We start from the raw sequence: 20,388 nt of genomic DNA on the forward strand, positions 1-20,388 counted from the left end.
GATATGATAGAGGCATAGAAAACGATAGTCTGATTGTGAAGGAGGATTGCCATTGCTGCCTAGAGGATGGAGACTCGGTTTTCGCAATAAGCTGCTCGTCGCTTCTCTGCTCTGTCTGCTGCTTCCCGCCTCTATTACCTTGTATATCTCCAATTCCTACACCGAGCATATCCTCCGCTCCCAGGTGATTCAGAATGAACGCCGTTCGCTGGAGCAGGAGAGCCTATATATCTCTAACCTTTTCAGCAATATGGTGCTGGTGGCGAATTATATCCAGTTCGACCCCGGCATCACTCTTATTCTCAAAGAAAACTGGCAGCGCAATAAGCTGCACGAGCCTGATACCGCCAAGCATATTCTCGATTTCAAAGAGGTGACGGACAAGCTGAACAGTGTCACCTCCATGATGGAAAAAACGTTCGTCACCGTCCTCACCTCAGATGGACAATATTATTCAAACTATGCTTACGCCAAGCTGGATGTCGGGGCACTGCTGAGGCAGCCCTGGATGGAGCAAGCCCGCCGGCAGCCTGCCTTCGAGCTGTATTGGGCGGGTGTGCTCGCCAACTATATCCCGACCGCTGCCCCAAGCAGCCCGCAGGTGCTGACCATTGCCAGGAATCTCAAGCTGTCTTCCAATTCAACCTATGCTACCTTGGTGATCAGTATCGGCGAGAGCCGGATCAGCCAGATTTTTAATGACAACCGGGAGGGCCAGGAGACGCTGCTGATTGCGCCTGACGGAACCGTTCTTGCCGCCAGGGACAAGACCCGGCTGGGCCAGCCGTTCGCGCTTATGGATGCTGTGAAGCATTCAAAAGGTTCCGGGTTTATGGATTACCGGGGCGAGCAATATCTGCTGAGCAGCCTGGAGATTCCTTACGGGAATTACCGGATTGTCAGCCTGTCGCCATACCGTGAGGCCGTGAGCCAGATCAGTGCCACCCACCGCTGGAGCAGTGCCGTGCAGATCGTATCGGGCGCTTTTTTCCTGCTGATCCTGGTTCTGCTGGTCCGGCAGTTCACGAAGCCGGTGATCCGGCTGGATCAGGTGGCGGCGAGGGTGGACAGAGGAGAGCTGGGCATCCGCTCAGGCGTTCGCGGCTATGATGAGATCGGACGGCTGGGCAAATCCTTCGACCATATGCTGGACCGGGTGGAGCGGATGATTATCCAGATCAAGGTGGAGCAGGCGCAGAAGCGCAAGGCCGAGCTGGCGATGCTGCAATCGCAGATCAATCCCCATTTCCTGTTCAATATTCTGAATTCGATCCGCCTGCGCATCATGATGCGGGGCGATGAGGAGAATGCGGAGCTGCTGTTCTCGCTCTCCCGGCTGCTGCGGATGACCATTCAGCAGCGGGACGAGTACACCACCCTGCATGATGAGCTGCATATTGTCAGGAGTTATGTGGAGCTGCTGAATTTCCGCCAGTCCGAGGAGGTGTCGCTGGATACAGACTGTACTTCGGAGAGCCTTGGCGTGAAGATCCCCCGATTCCTGCTGCAGCCGGTCATCGAGAATGCCTACATTCATGGTCTGCATCAGGAGAGCGGACGTATTCTGATCCGGACCCGGACGCAGGATCACCGGCTGCTCATCGAGATCGAAGACAACGGGCAGGGGATGGATGAGGTGACCCTGGACCGCCTGCGCGCCGAGTTAAGCTCTGAATGGCAAGAGAAGGAAGCTATGCCGTCCAGCAGATTGGCCCATATCGGCATGTCCAATGTCTATGAGCGGCTGTATCTGACTTACGGTGCAGCCTTCCAGATCACGATTGACAGCCTGCCCGGACAAGGGACGACCTTCCGGTTCGTGCTGCCTGAAGAGATTCCGGATCAAGGCTATGAAAGGGAGCGTGGAAGCGATGTATAGCGTAATGCTGGTGGATGATGATCAGCCGGTACTGGACTTTCTCTCGGCAATGATTCCTTGGGACGAGCTTGGATTAACGCTGCATTCGGCCTGCAAGAATGGTCTGGTTGCCCTGGAGAAAGCGCAGGCCGATATGCCCGATATTGTCATTACGGATATTGGCATGCCCTATATCGATGGTCTGGAGCTGATCCGCGAGCTGAAGCTACGCAGCGAAGAGCTGCGTGTGGTGGTACTGTCCTGCATGGATGATTTCACATATGCCCAGCAGGCGGTGAAGCTGATGGTGAGCGACTATATCCTGAAGGAGATGATCAGCCGCGAGCTGATTACCGGGCTGCTGCGGGAGCTGGGTGAGGACCTGCGCCGCAGGGATGCGGACAAGGCCCAAACGCTGAAGTGGAAAAGCATGGCCGAGCATCAGAAGGTGCTGCTGAAGCAAAGTGTGCTGAGGCGCATCGCTGCCCGCGAGCTGCCGGACAGCGAATGGCGGGCAGACGCCGCCGAGCTGGGAATTATGCCGGATCTCACGGCCCATGTAGCCGTACTCTGCCGGATTAGCGGCAACGCCGGGGAGAGCGAACCGGAGGAGCTTGCGCTAATGTCATGGGTGGAATCCGCCGCCGAAGCCGTGCGGCAGGAGGATACCGCTGTCGTGTGCCTGCCCTACAGCGGCCGCGATTGTGTGCTGGTCTTCAGCGGCGGTATGGGCAATGGAGCGGACTCAGGCCATATCTCCATGCTGGGCAGCCTGCGTTCCGCCATTCAAGCGCTGCCGGGAGTTAAGGCTTCCTTTCAATATTTGTGTATACCGGCGGGCGGCGGGCATTTCCGGGAGGGTATTATTGATCTGCTTAGCCAAGGCCGCGAATATGCCTTCTATCTGAAGCCGGGAGAGCTGAACGGCCTGAAGACGCTCCCGCCGTTCACGGAGGAGGATCTGTTTCTCCATTATGCCGAAGCCGCACAGGAGATCCGTGAGGCCTTCCTGGAGGAAGCTGCCGACAGGCTTGCGGCCTTGCTGTCGAAATGGATGGATACCATCCGTGCCAGACGGTATGCGCCGCGCCAGGTGAAGGAGTGGATGCTCAAGCTGCTCTACGATAACCAGATGCGTCTGATGGCCCGCCAGCAATACCAGTCCACCTTTTCCCTGGAGCTGCTGCATGATACCCTGACGGCCATTGATCATATTGATCATCTGGAGGAATGGTCTCAGCAGTTCTTCAGCGAACGGCTGCCGGTGATCCGGGAGATGTACCAGGAGACCCGCCGGGATGAGATCAAGAAGGTGAAGCAGTATGTAGACCGCCATCTGAACCGCAAAATCACCCTGGAGGAGGTGGCGGAATACACGCATTTGAATTCGAGCTATTTCAGCCGCCTGTTCAAAAAAGAAACCGGAATGAGCTTCATCCACTATGTCACCCATACCAAAATGGAGCAAGCTAAAGAATGGCTGGACCAGTCTCCGCAAAGTGTGGAGCAGGTAGCGGAGCAGCTTGGATATGAGAATAAAAGCTATTTTACGAAGCTCTTCAAGCTGCATACAGGCACTACGCCCGGAGAGTTCCGGGGGGAGGAAGGCAGCCGGTCTGCACAGACATTAGGCACAAGGAGGCACTACCCATGCTGAGCATCAAACCGATTCATACGGAACTGTCGGGCGCTATGCTTGTCCGCGTATACAAGAACCGCTCGCAGCTCGGAGCTGCTGCCGGGCGTGAGGCAGCGGCGGCCATCCGGGCGCTGCTGGCCTCCAAGGCACAGGTGCGGATCGTGTTCGCCGCTGCACCCTCCCAGAATGAATTTCTTGCAGAGCTTGCCGCTGCGCCGGATCTGGACTGGAGCCGGATTACCGCGTTCCATATGGATGAATATATCGGCCTGCCGGCAGGCTCTCCGCAGAGCTTCGGCAGCTTCCTCCGGGAGGCGCTGTTCGGCAAGGTACGGCCGGGAACGGTCCATTATCTGAACCCTGCCGCCAGCCCGGAAGCCGAATGCAAGCGTTACGGACGGCTGCTGGCGGAAGCGCCGATCGATATCGTCTGCCTTGGCATCGGGGAGAATGGTCACCTGGCCTTCAATGATCCGCCCGTGGCAGATTTCAATGACCCGCTTCCTGTGAAGCTGGTGGTACTGGATGAGGTCTGCCGGAACCAGCAGGTGAATGACGGGTGCTTCCCCAGCCTGGCGGAAGTACCGCAGCAGGCCTTAACGTTGACGATTCCGGTCCTGCTGTCTGCGCAATGGCTGTTCTGCATGGTGCCGGGCGCTTCCAAGCGCGGTGCAGTTACCCGCACGCTGCATGAATCTGTCTCTACGGCATGTCCGTCCACGATCTTGCGCGAACACGGGGATTGCCGGATGTTCGTGGACACCGACTCCTTTGGGGCGGTCCTCTCATGAACATTGACGCGCTGCATTACCGGACAGGGGAACACGTTCGGGTTCACGTGGAGGATGGGGCGATTGCTGCCATTGAAGCCTTGGGCATACGGGAGCTGCCGCTGGAGGAACGGGAGGGGCTTCCAATTGTTGCGCCGGGCCTGGTGGATCTGCAGATCAACGGCTATGGCGGATATGATTTCAATCATCCGGCACTGGGGGCAGAGGATGTCAAGAAGGCGGTCCGTGCGGTGTGGCGGGAGGGAGTGACCGGCTTCTACCCGACTGTAATTACCGGCGCTCCGTATACGATTCTCGGAGCGATGCGGGCGATTGCCCGGGCCTGTGAGGATGATGAGGCCAGCGCTGCGACGATCAAGGGCATCCATCTGGAAGGCCCGTTTCTCTCGCCGGAGGACGGGCCGCGCGGGGCACACGCGCTGGAGCATATCCGTCCGCCGGATACGGCCTTGTTCGACCAGTGGCAGGAGGCTTCGGGCGGACGAATCTCCATTGTGACGCTGGCCCCCGAGTGGGAGGGGAGCGCGGAATTCATCCGCCACTGCGTACGGCAGGGAGTGACGGTCTCTATCGGGCATACGTCTGCGGATGCCGCGCAGATTGCCGGGGCGGTGGCCGCCGGAGCGCGGCTGTCCACGCATCTGGGCAATGGCGCCCATGCTATGCTGCCGCGCCATCCGAACTATCTGTGGGCCCAGCTCGCCGCAGATGAGCTGTGGTGCACATTGATCGCCGACGGCTTCCACCTCCCGGATGAGGTGTTGAAGGTGGCGATGAAGGTCAAGGGCCAGCGGGCGCTGCTGGTCAGCGATGCCGTTGCCCTCGCCGGGCTGCCGCCCGGCAGCTATGACACGCCGGTCGGCGGCCGTGTCGTGCTGACCCCGGCGGGCCGGCTGCATCTCGCCGGCGAGCCCGGGCTGCTGGCGGGTTCGGCGCAGATGCTGCTGCGCCACATCGCGCGCCTTAGCGCCGCGGGCCTGGCCTGCCTGCCGGACGCCTGGGACATGGCGTCCGTGCATCCGGCAGGCTTCATGGCCCTGCCTGCGGCCGCAGGCCTGGCCGCCGGAGCGCCGGCGGATCTGGCGCTGATCCGCCGCACCGGGCCGGGCGGCGGCGGGCTTGCGCTGACGGCGCTGTGCCAGGCCGGCGGCTGGGTGTACCGGCGGGAGTGAGTGAGCGGCGGTAGGGTGAGCACAGGCCCCCGGTTACGGGGGCCTGTTATGATTTGGAAGTGAATCGCTCAAGTTGAACGATTACAGGCGGAGGGTGCGGCATGGGCTGGGCATGGGTATGGCTATTGCGCCAACGTCTGCTCCACGCCAGTAACATTAATAGTAAATGTATTCGGTTTTCCGTATACATGCACCCCGATCGCCTTCACGCAGCGAAATGTATTCGGTTTTCAACATACATCCGCCCTGATTACCTTTGCGCAGCACATTGTATTCGGTTTTCCGCCTACACTCGCACTATGTCCGCACTAGAGTCAACGTCTGCGCCAGCGCCTGGACCAGCAGCTGCATCAGCATTTAAAAATGTATCTGCATTAGCCTCAGCACCAGCCTCACCGTCTGCATCAGCCCCATTCTCAGGAAATAGTTGGATTTTAGGCACTTGTTCAGGGGCGGAAGGGGCCACACCCAATCGTAGTTGGAAAAATAGCACTTAATATGCTGGCATCAGAGCCATAGATGGAGTTTGCACGAAAATAAATGTCATAAATCCAATTAATTTCCGCGAGCACTCCAAAGGACCTAGAATAAGATACGTTTTTCCAACTATATAGATTTAACTTTTGCTTTTCTGTTAAGGGATGACCATGACTCCAGTGAATGTTTGGCCCTCCGGCAACCCCAGTTACTTTCAATGTACCCATCTCATATCTCCACACTTGCCGTTTGCGCAAACCATTCGGGAACTACATGCCCCACCTGTCAGGACAATTTGTCCGAAATCAAACTCACCAACAGAACTAATAATCCACCAGAACTACACTCCAACCGAACTAATCCTCCAGCAGACGCCCGTTGTCATGCCACTGGCCGTACATTTTGTTAACTCTGGTGTTCTCTATGAATTTGTTCAATCTACGTTGGAACAGCTCCGGCTGGCGGATATAGCTCTGAATGGTGTCGATCCGCACCCGCTGATATAGCGCCGGAAAGGCCAGGAAATTCTCATACACCTGCGCATCCTCCTGGAGCTTTTGTAGGATACCGGGATCTATCTTAAAAGAACGGATATCCATATCCGGCAGGACTCTGCATCCCTCCCCGCGCATTAATCCCAGCTTCTCAAGGCGGCGGACCCGCTCTTTATTAAGCTCGGTCCATGAGCTCCGCCGTCTCCGGGGAGACAGCCGCTGTAACAGCTTCCCTCCAGGGTTCACCTTCTTCACCCCATCAATCCACCCGAAGCACAAGGCTTCTTCAACTGCATCCAGATACAGCAGAGTATCCGGGAGAGGCTTCAAGCTAACCTCTACTTGGCAAAAGGGTTCTACCGTGCTGTTCGCCAGCAGCCACTGCCTCAGTTCTTCTCTTGTTTTGGCTGCCACCCAATTTTCGTTACCCATTGGTAAGCCCCCCCTTTAATGATCTGTCCTTTACGTATTCCTTGTTTAACCTATCGTTTCACTTACCATTTCACTCACCGTCTAACCTATCCTCTAACTTATCCCCTAAGCGCACCCGCTCTCTAATTCAATCCCTCCGTACACTTAACCTATTTTCTCCCCGATAACTGTATCTCCTTACACATTATATACAATAAAAAGTGACAACAGCCTGTCATATATTCTTCAGCTATTTCCACTGGTGCGGGACTATTTTCACGGTTGTTAACACTTTCGCAACACATTCTTTACGCTGCGCATACACAACTTGAGAGAGTAATTAATATCCGGCTTTTACAATGAGGTTATTAGCATAATATACCTATTGCCAAGACAAGCTTGATATGAAGGGATGATACTTTTGAAGGGGAACCCGCTGCACTTTTCGATGAAATGGAAGCTGATCTTAAGTTTCTCGGCGATTACGCTCATTTTCCTGGGCGTGGCTGTGTACCAGGGACATAAAATCAAGCAGGTCGAGCGATCCATGGAACGGCAGAAGAGCGAAATGGAGAATAGAATTACGGTCTCAACCATCACCCAGCAGCTGCAGGAGCTGAACCGTGCGGAGACTTCCTTGGCGGATTCCAGTGACCTGGAGCAGGCAGAGCCCTTGAAGGAGAAGCAGCAGCAGCTGTCCACGGAGCTGGCCAAGGTAAGTTTTGAGCTGGGTACGCCTGCTTCTGCGAGCTATAAGCTGCTGTCTGCCCAGGCCGCAGAATACAGCGCTCTGACGAAGGAACTGGTAACCACAATGTCGGACGAGACCCTTGACCCGCTAAGTGTTTTGGAGAAAATCGATGGTATACATACGAAGGCGCTTGCGCTGAATCAGGACATGCTGAAGACTAACGGTGAGCTGTACACCGCTGCTGCTGCCAATGCTGATCAGGCCCAGGGAGTCTCCTTCGCCCTGCTGGATGATACGGTATCCATCGTGACGTACGCTGCAATCGCAGTGTCCCTGTTCATGCTGGTGCTCGCCTGGCTGCTGATCCGCTCGTTCCTGTCACCGGTGCGCAAGCTGCAGGCGGCGCTCAGACAGATCGCGGAGGGCGATCTGCGGCAGCAGATTAACTCCCCGTACAATGATGAGCTGGGACAGCTGAGCCATCATTTCGACCATATGGTGGGCAGGGTACAGGGGATGCTGCGGCAGACGTTGTCTGCTGCGGGTTCGCTTGCCGATTACGCGCAATCTTTTCAGGGGTCTTCGGCGGTTACAGCGCATACGAACCAGAATATTGTCAGAACCATACAGGAGATTTCGCTTGGAGCAGACCAGCAGGCCAGCCAGTCGGAGCAGAGCACCCAGCTCCTTGAGGAGCTGGTCTCCGGGGTTCAGGAGATTACTGACTATACCGATGTCATGCTGACTACGAGTGAAGCCGCTAACCGGAACAGGCAGCAAGGCTCGGATACCGTTACGGCGCTGCGCCAGAGCTCCCAGCATTCCCGGCAGTCCATCAGCAAGGTCTACGGGGCGCTGGACAAGCTGGTGAACCAGTCCAAGGATATCTCACGCATTATTCATTCGATCACCGAAATCTCGAAGCAGACGAATATTCTCTCACTGAACGCAGCGATTGAAGCTGCCAGGGCGGGGGCAGCAGGCAAAGGCTTCGCCGTGATTGCCGATGAAGTGCGGCAGTTGTCCATACAGACGAATGATTCCTCGGTGCATATCAGCAGGATTATTCAGGAGCTTGGGGCCGGTATGGCGGATTTCCAGGGACATATGATGGAGACCCGGGACCGTCTGGAGCAGCAGGACCATCAGGTGGAACAGACCCTGGCTTCCTTCGCTGCTATCGACGAATCGATTACAGGCATCAGCATACAGATCGGGCAAATTCACCACAAGGTGGAACAGACGCGTACCCTCAATTCGCGGCTTGCTGAATCTGTACATTCTGTTGCGGCTGTAGCTGAGCAGACGGCGGCCGGAGTTCAGGAGGTGAACGCTTCCAGCACCCAGCAGGATCAGGCCATCAGCGACATTGCAAGGCAGGCCGGGGAGATTAATGAAATCTCGCAGCGGCTGTTCCGGGAGATCAATGTGTTCAAAATATCGAAGGCTGCTGAGGCCGGATTCGAGCTGGGAGCAGCGTCTGAGCTAGAGCCAGACCCAGATTCCGATTCAGATTCAAATGCAAGTTCAGCACATGCAGATACAACGGTTCGCGGGATGGTGCAGGAATCGGAAGAGCAGCAGGAAGCGGAGATAGCCGGCGAAATCCAGCCCAAGCTACAGCGGGAGATGCATACGAAGCAGACGGAACAGACAGCAAAAAGGGCAGAAGCCGGAATTCACCAGCCCCTGCCTGCGGGAATACCGGTGCAAGATAAGCCTGCGCCCGGCCTGAGTACGCTTGTTAACGAACCTGATAAAGAGATCTCCAAAGAGCTGGAGGAGGAGCTACTGGTCTTGGCGAAGTGAATGGGTCAGCGAAGAGACCAGCTCCGGGAACCACTCTGATAAGGACAGGAAGCTGAAGCCCGCGCTGCGGGCTTTTGCCGTATCCATGAACCAGGATGCACCGATGCCAAAAGGCGATTGGTCCGCTTCCGCCGCCTCCCTCTGGATGATAGCCGCCCTTCCGGTGATTTGTTCAATGATGGAGATCACTCCGCCGATGGTTAATGTACCATCCGAGCAGGCGTTCACCGGTCCCGTGACGGCTGAGCCTTCCCGGCCCAGCCAATGCAGGAAATCAGCCGCTTCATCCGAACGGATGAACGAGATCTCCGCCTGCGGATTAGGGATGTCAACCGGCCTTCCCGCCAGAACATGCTCGATGTGATAATGCAACCGGCGCGTATAATCATCCGTGCCCAGCACAATCGGAAAACGTACCGCAGCCACCGGGAAATCGGCTGTCTGGAGCAGAACGGCTTCGGCTTGTCTTTTGCCTTCCTGGTAACTGATATCCGTCTTCCCGCCAGACTTCAGCGGATAATGCCAAGGATCGAAGTCCGTTTCAGCCAGCGCCTCCGGCTGCGGATCGTACACGGATAAGCTGGAAGTCAGGATATACCGCTTGGCTCGCCCCGCCCAGATCCGCACAGCTGCCGCCGCCTCATCCGGCGTGTAGCAAATGTTATCGTAGACGATATCCCATACAGTGTCCCCGACAGCCTGCTCAAGCGCCGCTTCATCCGTCCGGTCCGCGGCCAGCCGGGTGACACGCTCACCGAAGGAATCCTCTGTTAGGCCCCGGGTCAGAATGGTGACCTCGCTGTCCTGGTCCTGAAGCAGCAGCTCCACCAGCCTTTTGCCGAAAAATCTCGTCCCTCCAAGCACAAGCACCTTCTTCATGGAATCACCTCTCCTAAGTTATAGTCAGAGCTACTGCTCCATTCATCCGTATTATGCAGCCATCCGAAGCTCACCGTATGCAGGCGCTCCATGGGTATAGGCGTATCTCGCGTTGTCTGTATACATGGAATACAAGGACTGAACCGTAAACGTGCTTACAGCAGCGGTTACCTCCCCGGCGTTCTCCTGGCGGAGCAGCTCCAGCAATACTGGAATCCGCCCTTGCTCATAAGCCTCAGCTAGAGCCCGCAAATACCCCCGGTAATCGGCATCCTGCGGAAGCGCGGGGCCTTCATGCTGGATCAGCTCCTCCCGGACCTTGCTCAAGGCCTGGCGTGCACGGTGAAGCGCCGCTTTTACCGCGCCTTCCGTGGTTGCCAAGAGTCCGGCGGACTCGGCGGCTGAATACCCCAGCACATCGCGGAGGACCCAGGCGGTCCGCTGCGGCGGCGAGAGATGGGCGAGCAGCGCCTGAAAGGTCAGCTCCGTCTCGGTCAGCTCCTCTAGGGCTGCCGCCGCAGAAGCTGGATCGGATGACACTCCAGACCTTTCCATGGCACGGATGAGCGACCCCTGGCGGCGGGAGGCGTCAATCCAGGTATTCTTGGCAATCCGTAGCAGCAGGGCTTCGGGATTGGGGCTGATGGTGAACTTGCGGTAGCCGAGCGCTTTGGCCCAGGTCTCCTGCGCCAGATCGTCGGCGTCGAAGCGGGAGCGGGTGAGCGACAGGCAGTAGCGCTGCAGCGTTTTTCCCAGCTCCTGCAGATGTCTTGTCTCCATAGCTATCGTATCCGGTGTCCGGTGATGTTCAAGCGTCGTCATAGTAGCCCTCTCCTTCGATGGATTGTGTTGCTTCTATTATATAAACGAACGGCACAATGTAAAAGATACGCACTCCCGCTATTTCCGCACATACTGCGTCTTCCGTATCTTTTCGGGCAGGCTGACCGTTTACAGGGTATCCACACTAAGACAGGTCAGAGGAGGCACACCAGAATGAGTGTAATACCCTATGTGATTGAACAGACGGCTAGAGGAGAGCGGTCCTACGACATCTATTCCCGGCTGCTGAAGGACCGGATTGTATTCGTAGGTGCGGCAATCGATGACGGGCTGGCCAATAGCATTATCGCGCAGTTGCTGTTCCTCGCGGCGGATGAGCCGGAGAAGGATATTCAGATGTTCATTAACAGCCCCGGAGGTTCGACTACCGCAGGCTTCGGTATTTATGATACGATGCAGGTAATTAAACCTCAAGTCAACACAATCTGCACCGGTTTTGCTGCTTCGTTCGCTTCTCTACTGCTGTTGTCAGGCGCTACCGGCAAACGGTCGGCCCTGCCGAACAGCGAGATTATGATCCATCAGCCGCATGGCGGAGCGCAGGGGCAGGCGAGCGATATTGCCATCAGCGCCAGACGTATTCTTCAGATCCGTAAGAAAATTGTCGGCATCACCGCGCAGCGGACCGGCCAGCCGCCGGAGAAGGTGGAGAAGGATATGGACCGGGATTATTTCATGTCGGCTGAGGAGGCACTGGAATACGGAATTATTGACACCATCATCACCCATTTGTGAGACGAAGGAGAGGAAGAGCATGCTGGAAGCGCTGAAGGGACAGGAAGTTCATATTCATTTTTTGGATGGTACAAGTGTTAGGGGAGGCGTACTGGAGGAACTGGATGATCGGTTCGTGAAATACAGTACGGAGTATCAGACCCTCTACATTCCCATTACCTCGATCCGGGCGGTAGAAGTGCAGACCAAGGAACGCGAGCGTCCGCGCGTCGGCTTCGGGCAATAGTCGTTCGGGAGCTGCAGGTAAAAGCGTACAACACCCCGTCATCTCTGCTCATAACGAGCGGGGATGACGGGGTGTTTGCGCTTGTTTGGGAAATTACAGTTTCCACAACCGAATACAATAGGCTAACGCTACGGCGCATGGCCCGAATGTATGTGAAAAACAGCATACATTGTGGTGGCGCGCAGGCGCATGCATTGTGGCGGCACGCAGGCGCATGGGCCGAATGTATGCGAAAAACAGCATACATTGTGGCGGCACGCAGGCGCATGGGCCGAATGTATGCGAAAAACAGCATACATTGTGGCGGCACGCAGGCGCATGGGCCGAATGTATGTGAAAAACAGCATACATTGTGGCGGCACGCAGGCGCATGGCCCGAATGTATGTGAAAAACAGCATACATTTGCTGGCGCGCAGGTAATCTCATTCACCCGCAGGGTGATTTTGTTCAAAGATAATGCTTCGCGCTATACAGTATCCTTATCTTTCTCGCTGAAACGGTACCGCCTTTTAAAAGGACGACAAAGCCGTTTCCACTTGTGCGCGTAAGTTCTGGCCGCCTTGTGGGCGCAAGCCACGCTTATACGGATAACGAGAAGGCAGGCTCCAGGCGGTGCACTCCCTTCGGGGAGTAGACCAGGGCTGAGCTTAACCCGCACAAGTCCGCCAGCAGATAGATAATGCTTAGCCACATCTCCGTGCCTTGCAGGCCGGTCTCCTGCTGCCGGGACAGCTGGAAGGCGAAGCCGCACCCGGGAACCCAGAAGGGCAGCACTTCGTCGAGCAGCTTCTCCGCCCAAGCGCGGATCTCCGCCTGCCGGTAATCACTCTGCTTCTGGCAGAGCCAGAGCGGGTGGACGACATCCAGCACGTTGCAGGCATTGAGCGCGTCCAGGCGGAAGAAGCGGCGGTCCCGGCTGTGAGCCAGCACGGTATCAATGCTGCGCTCCGGGTACGGCAGGGGCAGACCGAACTGGGCGTAGGTAGCGCGGGTAAGCCGGTAAAAGCCGTTCACCGGCTGCAGCCACCCCTCCTTCGCAGTAGGCAGACCCCACAGCCCGGAGTCCCGGCGGCAATGTGTCGCCAGCCAGCCGAACAGATCATCCGGGCGCTTGCCGGAGCCGAAGGACTTCAGATTGTGATACAGGCCGGTAGCATAGCAATCGATCCAGTCGCCAGCGCCCCAGGCATTGTCCGCCCATGGCAGACTATTAAGCTGCTGGTACAGTGTCACGGTATCCAGATTCTCGGCCACGGCAACGGGGTAGGGCAGAGCAGAACCTAACACCTCCAGTGCGTAGCCTACAGCAAGAAGATGATAACGCGAGAGATGATCAGCTAACCGCTCCGGCTGATCCTCCGGTCCCGGCGGCGACCACGGGTCGGGCAATAATCCGGTCCGGCTATCCTGGAACTGCTGTAATGTGGCGATCAGCTCCTCCTTCGTCCAGCCAGGCGGCAGGCTGCCGAACATCGCCGCAATCTCCACCGCATCGCAGTAAGCCCGGACTGTCCGCTTATATCCCGGCCGGTCCCGGAATAGCTTCTCTCCCTCTAACGTTTCGGAGTAGAACTCCAGCAGGGGAGTTAGCTGCTCCTGCACCTGCTTGCTGAAGTCTGCCAACAGTCCATAAAGTGTCCTAAAAGAGGGGGCAACTCCATCACCCGGCCCTGCGTTATCTCCCGCTGGCTCAACGCCCTCGCCGAACAGTTCAACGCCTGTCTCCAACCGCTCACCGTTTTTCCCCAGCCCCTTACTTCCTTCCTCCCTCTGCCCAGATTCTCCCCCCAAATTAGCCTCCTCAATTCCCATTCCATCCTTCATCTTCATCACTGATTCCTCCTTGTCCTTGGTGGCCTCAGCCGTTGCAGCTGCCTCCCCGGCCAGCCGGCTGCGGATCAGCTTGGCCGGATTGCCGCCTACAATGCTGTACTCAGGTACATCGCGGGTTACTACCGCCCCCGCCGCAACAATGCTGTGCGACCCGATCCGCACTCCGTCAAGAATCACAGCATTAGCCCCGATCCACACATCATCTCCAATGACAATGCCCTTGACTGTCAAAGGCTGACGGAAGACAGGAACATCCGTCAGAGCATAGCCGTGATTGAAGCCGTATAGACTTGCATGGGAAGCGATCCGTACGCCATTCCCCATGGTAATATCGCCTGACAATATGCTATAGCTGTTCATAGAGCAGTCGCTGCCTGTGACCAGCCGTGTGCTGCGGATAATCGCACCTCCTGCAATGTAGCTCCGGTCGCCGAGCGCCAGCTGATCCGGCAGCACGATGGCTTGCGGCGAGACGAAGCAGGCTTCCCCGAAGGTGCAGGGATAATCCGCAGCAAGCTGCTGCTGGTGGCGGTCCTGCTGAAGCCGTTCTTGTTCGGACAGGCCAATCCAAGGCATGTAATCCAGGGCTTGTGCTTGAGTGGACAAGGTTTCAGTCATCTGGTATCTCTCCTTCATCATTCCAGCCGTTAATGTCCTAAGTGTAGCAATGAATGCAAGGGAGTGGCATGGTATAATGAACAGAATCGGCATGTCAAAAACGCTTCAGTATTAATCTCTGGTTGATCCCATTCCTGATTGATCCCATCTCAGGTAAATGGCAAGCCGAGAAACGGAGGAGCTATACATGGAGGAGATTCCACAGAATCTGGTGATGGATATCCATTGGATTCATGATAAGACTACCTTCCCGCACTGGAAGGATATCCGTCAGAATAGACATGTACACAGTCTGTACTGGATTCAGGAGGGGGAGGGAGTGTTCCGGATAGACGCAGAGGAGCATCCGGTGTCGCCGGACATGCTGTTCTATCTGCGGCCGGGTCTGTCCTTGGAGATGAGCAGCGGAGGCGGGGAGCCGCTGCGGATCACCATGATCCTGCTCTCGCTGTATACGTTGTCTCCGTCTGCGGACAATCAGGGCAGGGTGGAGCCGCTTCATGCGCTGCCCTTGCCGTTCCGCCTGAAGCCCGGGAGGGATCCGGGCAGACAGTTGGGTCAACTCTTCCGCCGGATTGCTGACGGCTGGGTTCCCGGAAGCCAGCTTAAGACTCAGGCGCTGATCTATCAGCTTTTGTACGAAATATTTCAGGCTAAGGATGGCGGCCATCCAGACCGTGGACAGGGCTATGAACTGTTCGTACGTATGAAGGAGGAACTTGAACGGCGCTACAGTGAACCCTTGCAGATCCATGAGCTGGCGGTGCGCTACGGCATCTCCTCCTCGTATGTGCGCAGTCTTTTTCAGCAATATCTGCACAAGAGTCCCAAAGGGTATTTAAGTGAAATCCGCTATGAGCATGCGAAGAAGCAGCTGCTGTATACCAGGCTAACCCTGAAGGAGATTGCTGCCGCCTGCGGATACAGCGATGAGTTTCATTTCAGCAAAGCCTTCAAGCAGCTCAGCGGACAGCCGCCGTCTGCGATGAGGTCCCGCTAATCCCGCAACGGCTAGGCACGACAGAGGTATGGGATAGAGAGGGTTACGCATAATAAACGGATGGACAAGATCAGAGTAGTCCACACTGGGCGGCCTTTACAATGATCAGTTAACAGCAGCGAAAAACGGGTAATTTATTATCATGTGTATCATTTGCACTTTTGTCCGGCTGACCTTGCTTAAATTTGAAATAAATAAGTTGAACAACACCGCCGTTGTGATATAATTATCCGGTTGGCCTGATGGACTGAAATGTGGAAGGGACCCTAAGCTGGTTTTCAATTTATTAAGCTTAAAAGCGAAGGGAAATGAAGGATTTCAGTGCAATGAAGTGAATTACAGAGTATTAATGTAGAAAACTGCAGATTTTACACGGAAGATCACAGTTTTTGTCGGATTTTATTGATTTATTGAGAAAGTTTCTGTATAATCAGCGTTGTTGATTTTTCATAGGATGTAGCCTGTTCCAGAGTGCAAGGCTAATAACTAATAACTTAAGCATAATTAGGGGGTTATTAATTTGGGAAAAGCGTTAATTATTGGCGCTGGCGGTGTAGCGAGCGTTGTTGTTCATAAATGCTGCCAGAACCCGGATGTATTCGAAGAGATCTGCATTGCCAGCCGTACGGTGTCGAAGTGCGATGCGCTCAAGGAGAAGCTGGACGGGGGCCTGACTAAGATTTCTACGGCCAAGCTGGATGCTGACAACACGGAAGAGGTTATTGAACTGATCAAGAGCTTCCAGCCGGATGTCGTGATTAATGTGGCTCTTCCTTACCAGGATCTGACGATCATGGATGCCTGCCTGGATACCGGAGTGCACTATGTGGATACAGCGAATTATGAACCGCAGGATACGGCGAAGTTCGAATATTCATGGCAATGGGCTTACAAGGAAAGATTCGAGAAGGCCGGAATTACAGCGCTGCTCGGCAGCGGCTTCGACCCTGGCGTAACCGGTGTATTCACGGCTTATGCGCAGAAGCATTATTTTGACGAGATCCATACGATTGATATTGTGGATGCGAATGCGGGCGACCATGGTTATCCGTTCGCAACCAACTTCAATCCTGAGATTAATATCCGCGAGATTACTGCGAACGGACGTTACTTCGAGAACGGCGAGTGGATTGAGACAGCGCCGCTGTCAGAGAAGAAAGTATACGATCTCCCGGAGATCGGCCCGAAGGATATTTACCTTTTGTACCATGAAGAGTTAGAATCCTTGGCAGTTAACATTCCTGGTGTGAAGAAGATCCGCTTCTGGATGACCTTCTCGCAGAACTATCTGACCCACCTGAAGGTGCTTGAGAATGTCGGCATGACTTCTATTGAGCCTATTAATTATGAAGGTAAAGAGATTATTCCTTTGCAGTTCCTGAAGGCCATTCTGCCTGACCCGGCTTCCCTGGGACCAAGAACCAAAGGTAAAACCAATATCGGCTGTATCATTCAAGGAACCAAAGACGGCCAGCCTAAGACCTATTATGTCTACAATGTCTGCGATCATGAAGAGTGCTATAGAGAGGTTGGCTCACAGGCCATTTCCTACACTACCGGCGTTCCTGCGATGATTGGGGCAATGATGATTATCAAAGGCATCTGGAACAAACCGGGCGTACACAATATCGAAGAGTTCGATCCAGATCCGTTCATGGATGCTCTTAACAAACACGGCCTGCCTTGGCAAGAAGATTTCTCGCCGACGCTGCTGGATTAAGGCGCATGACCATGAAGAACAAGGACATCGATATTGATATCAGCAATCTGCCGTCCCCGGCGTATCTGGTGGATGAACGGCTGCTGACGAAGAACCTGGAGACCCTGAATTATGTGCAGGAGAAGAGCGGAGCCAAGATTCTTCTTGCGCAAAAAGGCTTCTCCATGCACGCCATGTACCCGCTGGTAGGCAAATACCTGCATGGCGTAACCTCCAGCTCCCTGTTCGAAGCCCGGCTGGGCTTCGAGGAGATGGGTAAAGAGGTCCATGTCTATGCTCCGGCTTATGTGGACCGCGAGTTCGATGAGCTGCTTCGCTACAGCGATCATATGGTGTTCAACTCTTTTGATCAATGGAAACGATTCAAGGAACGGGTACAGAACGCACCGAAGCAGATTAGCTGCGGCATCCGCGTCAATCCAGAGTATTCCGAGATTGAAGTGCCGCTGTATGATCCTTGCTACAATTACTCCCGCATGGGCGTAACCCTGCCGAACTTCCGGCCGGAAGAGCTGGACGGCATTGACGGCCTGCATTTCCATACGATGTGCGAACAGAACTCGGATACGCTGGAGCGTACGCTTAAGGTCGTAGAGGAGAAGTTCGGCCAATATCTGCACGGTATGAAATGGCTGAACTTCGGCGGCGGGCATCATATTACCCGTCCTGACTATGATCTCGACACCTTGATCAAGTGTATTCTGCACATGAAAGAGACTTATAATGTAGAGATCTATCTGGAGCCGGGCGAGGCCGTTGCCTTGAATACCGGTTATCTGATTGCAACGGTACTCGACACCATGCATAACGGCATGGATATCGCGATTCTCGATACTTCGGCGGAATGCCATATGCCGGATGTGCTGGCGATGCCTTACCGTCCGGGCATTATCGGTGCCGGAGAACCGGGCGAATTCGCCTATACCTACCGGCTCGGCGGCATGACCTGCCTGGCAGGGGATGTCATCGGGGATTATTCCTTCCCGGAGCCGCTCAAGTACGGCGACAAGCTGATCTTCACCGACATGGCGCATTACTCCATGGTGAAGAACCACATGTTCAACGGCGTCAACCTCCCGGCCATCGCTTCCTATAATGAAGCAGAAGGACTCAAGGTGATCCGCGAGTTCGAATATAGTGATTTTAGCGGCCGGTTGTCTTAAGGAATAGCGGCAATAAATAGATTGGAATAAATAGATGCACAATAGAAGTGCCCCTTCAGCTTTGGCTGAGGGGGCGTTTTTGTGCCAACAGGGCAAGTGGGGCAAATCCTGCACAAAATGCAACAATGCTGCTCCCGATCCGATCATCTGCCTGAAATCCTGCATAAAATGCAACAATAGGCTGGTCTGACCCGGCAAACGGCGGGAAATCCTGCAAAAAGTGCAACAATCCCTACCCTTACTCCTGAGACAGCCAGAAATCCTGCATTTTGTGCAACATTTGGATGCTATCTCGAACCCTGGTTTCCTTCTATCCCCTTACTCCATACTAATCGCAATTCTGCTCTCCTGCGGCAGCCAGTCAACCTTCGCCCCAAGCTGTTCGCTGATGAAGCGCAGCGGCAGGTAGACGGTGCCATTAACTACAAACGGCGGCGTGGCCAGAGTGACACTTTTGCCATTGACGGTGGTGGCTCCGTTCACGGTATTGATGATGATGGATAGCGGAGTTTTATCGGCAGCGGTACCGGTGATCGTTACTACTTTGTCCATGGAATAACCGACAGTAGCGCCCATCTTGCTGAACAGCGAACGTAGCGGAATGAAATTCTGTCCGTTACGGGTAATTACTCCGTTCGTGAAGGCGATGGATTCGCTATTCAGGGTAACGGAGATCGGCTTCTGCATCGGGACAGGCTGCTTATAGCTGAATTCATAAGTGCCGTACCCTAGTTGAGCATTCTTGTTCACGCCCCAGCCCCAGAGCGTGCCGTCGTTTTTCTGCATAATAACATGTCTTCCGCCGCCTTTTATCGACTGAATATCGGAAGCAAGTAAGGTGAACTTTGCATTCGGCGACATAAGCTCTGCAGCAATCGAAGCTGCATAGACTTTGCCGTCTGAGGTCAGGGCGACAATAGATTGTTCAACAATGTAGGCATCGGTCACCTTGCTGATTCCTGAGAAGACAACCGGAACGGGTTCATCCTGATACGTGGTTCCATCCGAATATCCGGTGACCGTGGAGCCCCAGAACCATAGACGGGATTGCTTGTCAATCGCGAGCCGGCTGCGCCCGTTGTTGTACAGCGCCCGAATATCTTTTAAGCCGGAAAAAGGAGTTGCAGTTATCTGCGCCGGGTCACTATAGGTTTCCGGTAAATAACTATCCTGGTCCGGCCAGGTCCAGACGCTGCCATCCTTGCTGAGCGCATAATTCTGTTCGAGCTGCACAATATCCTTCAGATTGGGGACTGGTGTAAAAGTGGCAAGTTCGTCAACGCTGGTCCAGACCGTCCCGTCTGTCTTCAGGAACAGATAACGATCCCAGCTGCTAACCTTATCGTTAAGCTTATTGCTCTCGTAATATTGAGAGATAGCTGCAACGTGATCCAGGCCCGGAACAGGCGCAAACGGTGGGGTCGTATTATCGTCAGTTGACGTAACTGAAGTATATACCGTACCCTCTCCGGTGACTGCTAAATGACGTGGGTATACTCTTTGGAAACTGGTTATATTCTTCAATTCCGGCACTGGCGTAACTTCGATGGCCATCGTCCGGGCGTTGCTCTCCCACTTCCAGACCGAGCCATCCTTGGTGGTTACCATTGCGCTGTAATATAGCGGGAAAGAAGACTGTACATCACTTAGTCCGTGTACCTGCGTAGGTACGGACTTTGTCTCACCCCAGACCCACAGGGAACCGTCATCCTTGATCAGATAATCGGGTCCGTAGGAAGCGATGCCGGAGCCACCACCACTAGCTGCTGCTGTTGCAGCCTCGGGAGTCCCAACAGTCAGACACGCCGTCAAACCCATCACCATGCTCACAAGCAAATTTCTTTTTTTCATCAAGATATCCTCTACTCTCTTTAGGAAATTACTGAATTAGGTAAATAAATGAATATATTACCTTGAATATAGACGCTGCATAGGTGCGAAAAGTTTCTTTGAAAATTAACCGTTGCTGGCGGCGCTCCTGTGGTACAATAATTTAGTCTGTTTTTTGGAATTGTCCGTACTTGAGGA

The 20,388-nt window shown here is 54.8% G+C and carries 15 protein-coding genes; 10 read left to right on the top strand and 5 right to left on the bottom strand.

Annotated elements, in window-relative coordinates:
* The first annotated feature begins 52 nt into the window (after positions 1-52).
* Genes MKY86_RS09205 through MKY86_RS09220 form a run of 4 tightly spaced genes read left to right on the top strand, consistent with a single transcriptional unit; the run spans position 53 to position 5,460 of the window.
* Complete coding sequence (locus MKY86_RS09205; protein WP_076078224.1) at positions 53-1,879, top strand: cache domain-containing sensor histidine kinase; 1,827 nt, start codon at positions 53-55, stop codon at positions 1,877-1,879.
* Entirely contained in the window at positions 1,872-3,515 is a 1,644-nt protein-coding gene (locus tag MKY86_RS09210) for a response regulator transcription factor (RefSeq protein WP_076078226.1), read from the top strand. The genes MKY86_RS09205 and MKY86_RS09210 overlap by 8 nt, the downstream gene beginning before the upstream one ends.
* A complete protein-coding gene (locus MKY86_RS09215; RefSeq protein WP_051478021.1) occupies positions 3,509-4,288 on the top strand; it encodes a glucosamine-6-phosphate deaminase in 780 nt (259 codons plus the stop codon). The genes MKY86_RS09210 and MKY86_RS09215 overlap by 7 nt, the downstream gene beginning before the upstream one ends.
* Positions 4,285-5,460, top strand: a complete 1,176-nt coding sequence (locus MKY86_RS09220) for an N-acetylglucosamine-6-phosphate deacetylase (protein WP_076078228.1) — start codon at positions 4,285-4,287, stop codon at positions 5,458-5,460. Before MKY86_RS09215 ends, MKY86_RS09220 begins: the two co-directional genes overlap by 4 nt.
* Before the next feature lie 833 nt (positions 5,461-6,293).
* On the opposite strand, the gene MKY86_RS09225 is transcribed toward MKY86_RS09220, so the two are convergent.
* Positions 6,294-6,863: a YdeI/OmpD-associated family protein gene (locus MKY86_RS09225; protein WP_076078230.1), complete on the bottom strand. Its 570-nt coding sequence runs from the start codon at positions 6,861-6,863 to the stop codon at positions 6,294-6,296.
* Between the two features lie 400 nt (positions 6,864-7,263).
* Here MKY86_RS09225 and MKY86_RS09230 point away from each other — a divergent pair, with 400 nt between their 5' ends.
* Complete coding sequence (locus tag MKY86_RS09230; RefSeq protein ID WP_076078238.1) at positions 7,264-9,342, top strand: methyl-accepting chemotaxis protein; 2,079 nt, start codon at positions 7,264-7,266, stop codon at positions 9,340-9,342.
* Here the strand turns inward: MKY86_RS09230 and MKY86_RS09235 are convergent.
* Positions 9,322-10,221 carry an NAD-dependent epimerase/dehydratase family protein gene (locus MKY86_RS09235; protein ID WP_076078240.1) on the bottom strand — a complete coding sequence of 300 codons (900 nt, stop codon included), beginning with the start codon at positions 10,219-10,221 and terminating at the stop codon, positions 9,322-9,324. The two genes, MKY86_RS09230 and MKY86_RS09235, sit on opposite strands and share 21 nt — an antisense overlap.
* A 51-nt stretch (positions 10,222-10,272) precedes the next feature.
* A complete protein-coding gene (locus MKY86_RS09240; protein ID WP_076078241.1) occupies positions 10,273-11,043 on the bottom strand; it encodes an RNA polymerase sigma factor in 771 nt (256 codons plus the stop codon).
* Between MKY86_RS09240 and MKY86_RS09245 the strand changes: the two genes are divergently transcribed.
* Both MKY86_RS09245 and MKY86_RS09250 read left to right on the top strand, forming a co-directional pair.
* Positions 11,026-11,799, top strand: a complete 774-nt coding sequence (locus tag MKY86_RS09245; RefSeq protein ID WP_340826738.1) for an ATP-dependent Clp protease proteolytic subunit — start codon at positions 11,026-11,028, stop codon at positions 11,797-11,799. The genes MKY86_RS09240 and MKY86_RS09245 overlap by 18 nt on opposite strands.
* A gap of 19 nt (positions 11,800-11,818) precedes the next feature.
* Positions 11,819-12,025 (top strand): hypothetical protein, encoded by a 207-nt coding sequence (locus tag MKY86_RS09250; protein ID WP_076078250.1) that lies wholly within the window; start codon positions 11,819-11,821, stop codon positions 12,023-12,025.
* A gap of 580 nt (positions 12,026-12,605) precedes the next feature.
* Here the strand turns inward: MKY86_RS09250 and MKY86_RS09255 are convergent.
* The gene (locus MKY86_RS09255; RefSeq protein WP_340826741.1) at positions 12,606-14,477 is read right to left on the bottom strand and encodes an acyltransferase; all 1,872 of its coding nucleotides are present in this window, start codon (positions 14,475-14,477) and stop codon (positions 12,606-12,608) included.
* 187 nt (positions 14,478-14,664) lie between these two features.
* Here MKY86_RS09255 and MKY86_RS09260 point away from each other — a divergent pair, with 187 nt between their 5' ends.
* The 3 genes from MKY86_RS09260 (at position 14,665) to nspC (ending at position 18,360) form a co-directional block, all read left to right on the top strand.
* Positions 14,665-15,477 carry a helix-turn-helix transcriptional regulator gene (locus MKY86_RS09260; RefSeq protein ID WP_076078252.1) on the top strand — a complete coding sequence of 271 codons (813 nt, stop codon included), beginning with the start codon at positions 14,665-14,667 and terminating at the stop codon, positions 15,475-15,477.
* 520 nt (positions 15,478-15,997) lie between these two features.
* Positions 15,998-17,197 (top strand): saccharopine dehydrogenase family protein, encoded by a 1,200-nt coding sequence (locus MKY86_RS09265; RefSeq protein WP_076078253.1) that lies wholly within the window; start codon positions 15,998-16,000, stop codon positions 17,195-17,197.
* Between the two features lie 26 nt (positions 17,198-17,223).
* On the top strand, positions 17,224-18,360 hold the full coding sequence (gene nspC / locus MKY86_RS09270; RefSeq protein ID WP_340827785.1) for a carboxynorspermidine decarboxylase: 1,137 nt from the start codon (positions 17,224-17,226) through the stop codon (positions 18,358-18,360).
* 318 nt (positions 18,361-18,678) lie between these two features.
* Here nspC and MKY86_RS09275 read toward each other — a convergent pair whose 3' ends face one another.
* On the bottom strand, positions 18,679-20,211 hold the full coding sequence (locus MKY86_RS09275; RefSeq protein ID WP_076078255.1) for a stalk domain-containing protein: 1,533 nt from the start codon (positions 20,209-20,211) through the stop codon (positions 18,679-18,681).
* Positions 20,212-20,388: the final 177 nt, after the last annotated feature.

Source organism: Paenibacillus sp. FSL R7-0333 (assembly GCF_038000365.1).
Lineage (GTDB): Bacteria > Bacillota > Bacilli > Paenibacillales > Paenibacillaceae > Paenibacillus_AQ > Paenibacillus_AQ silagei.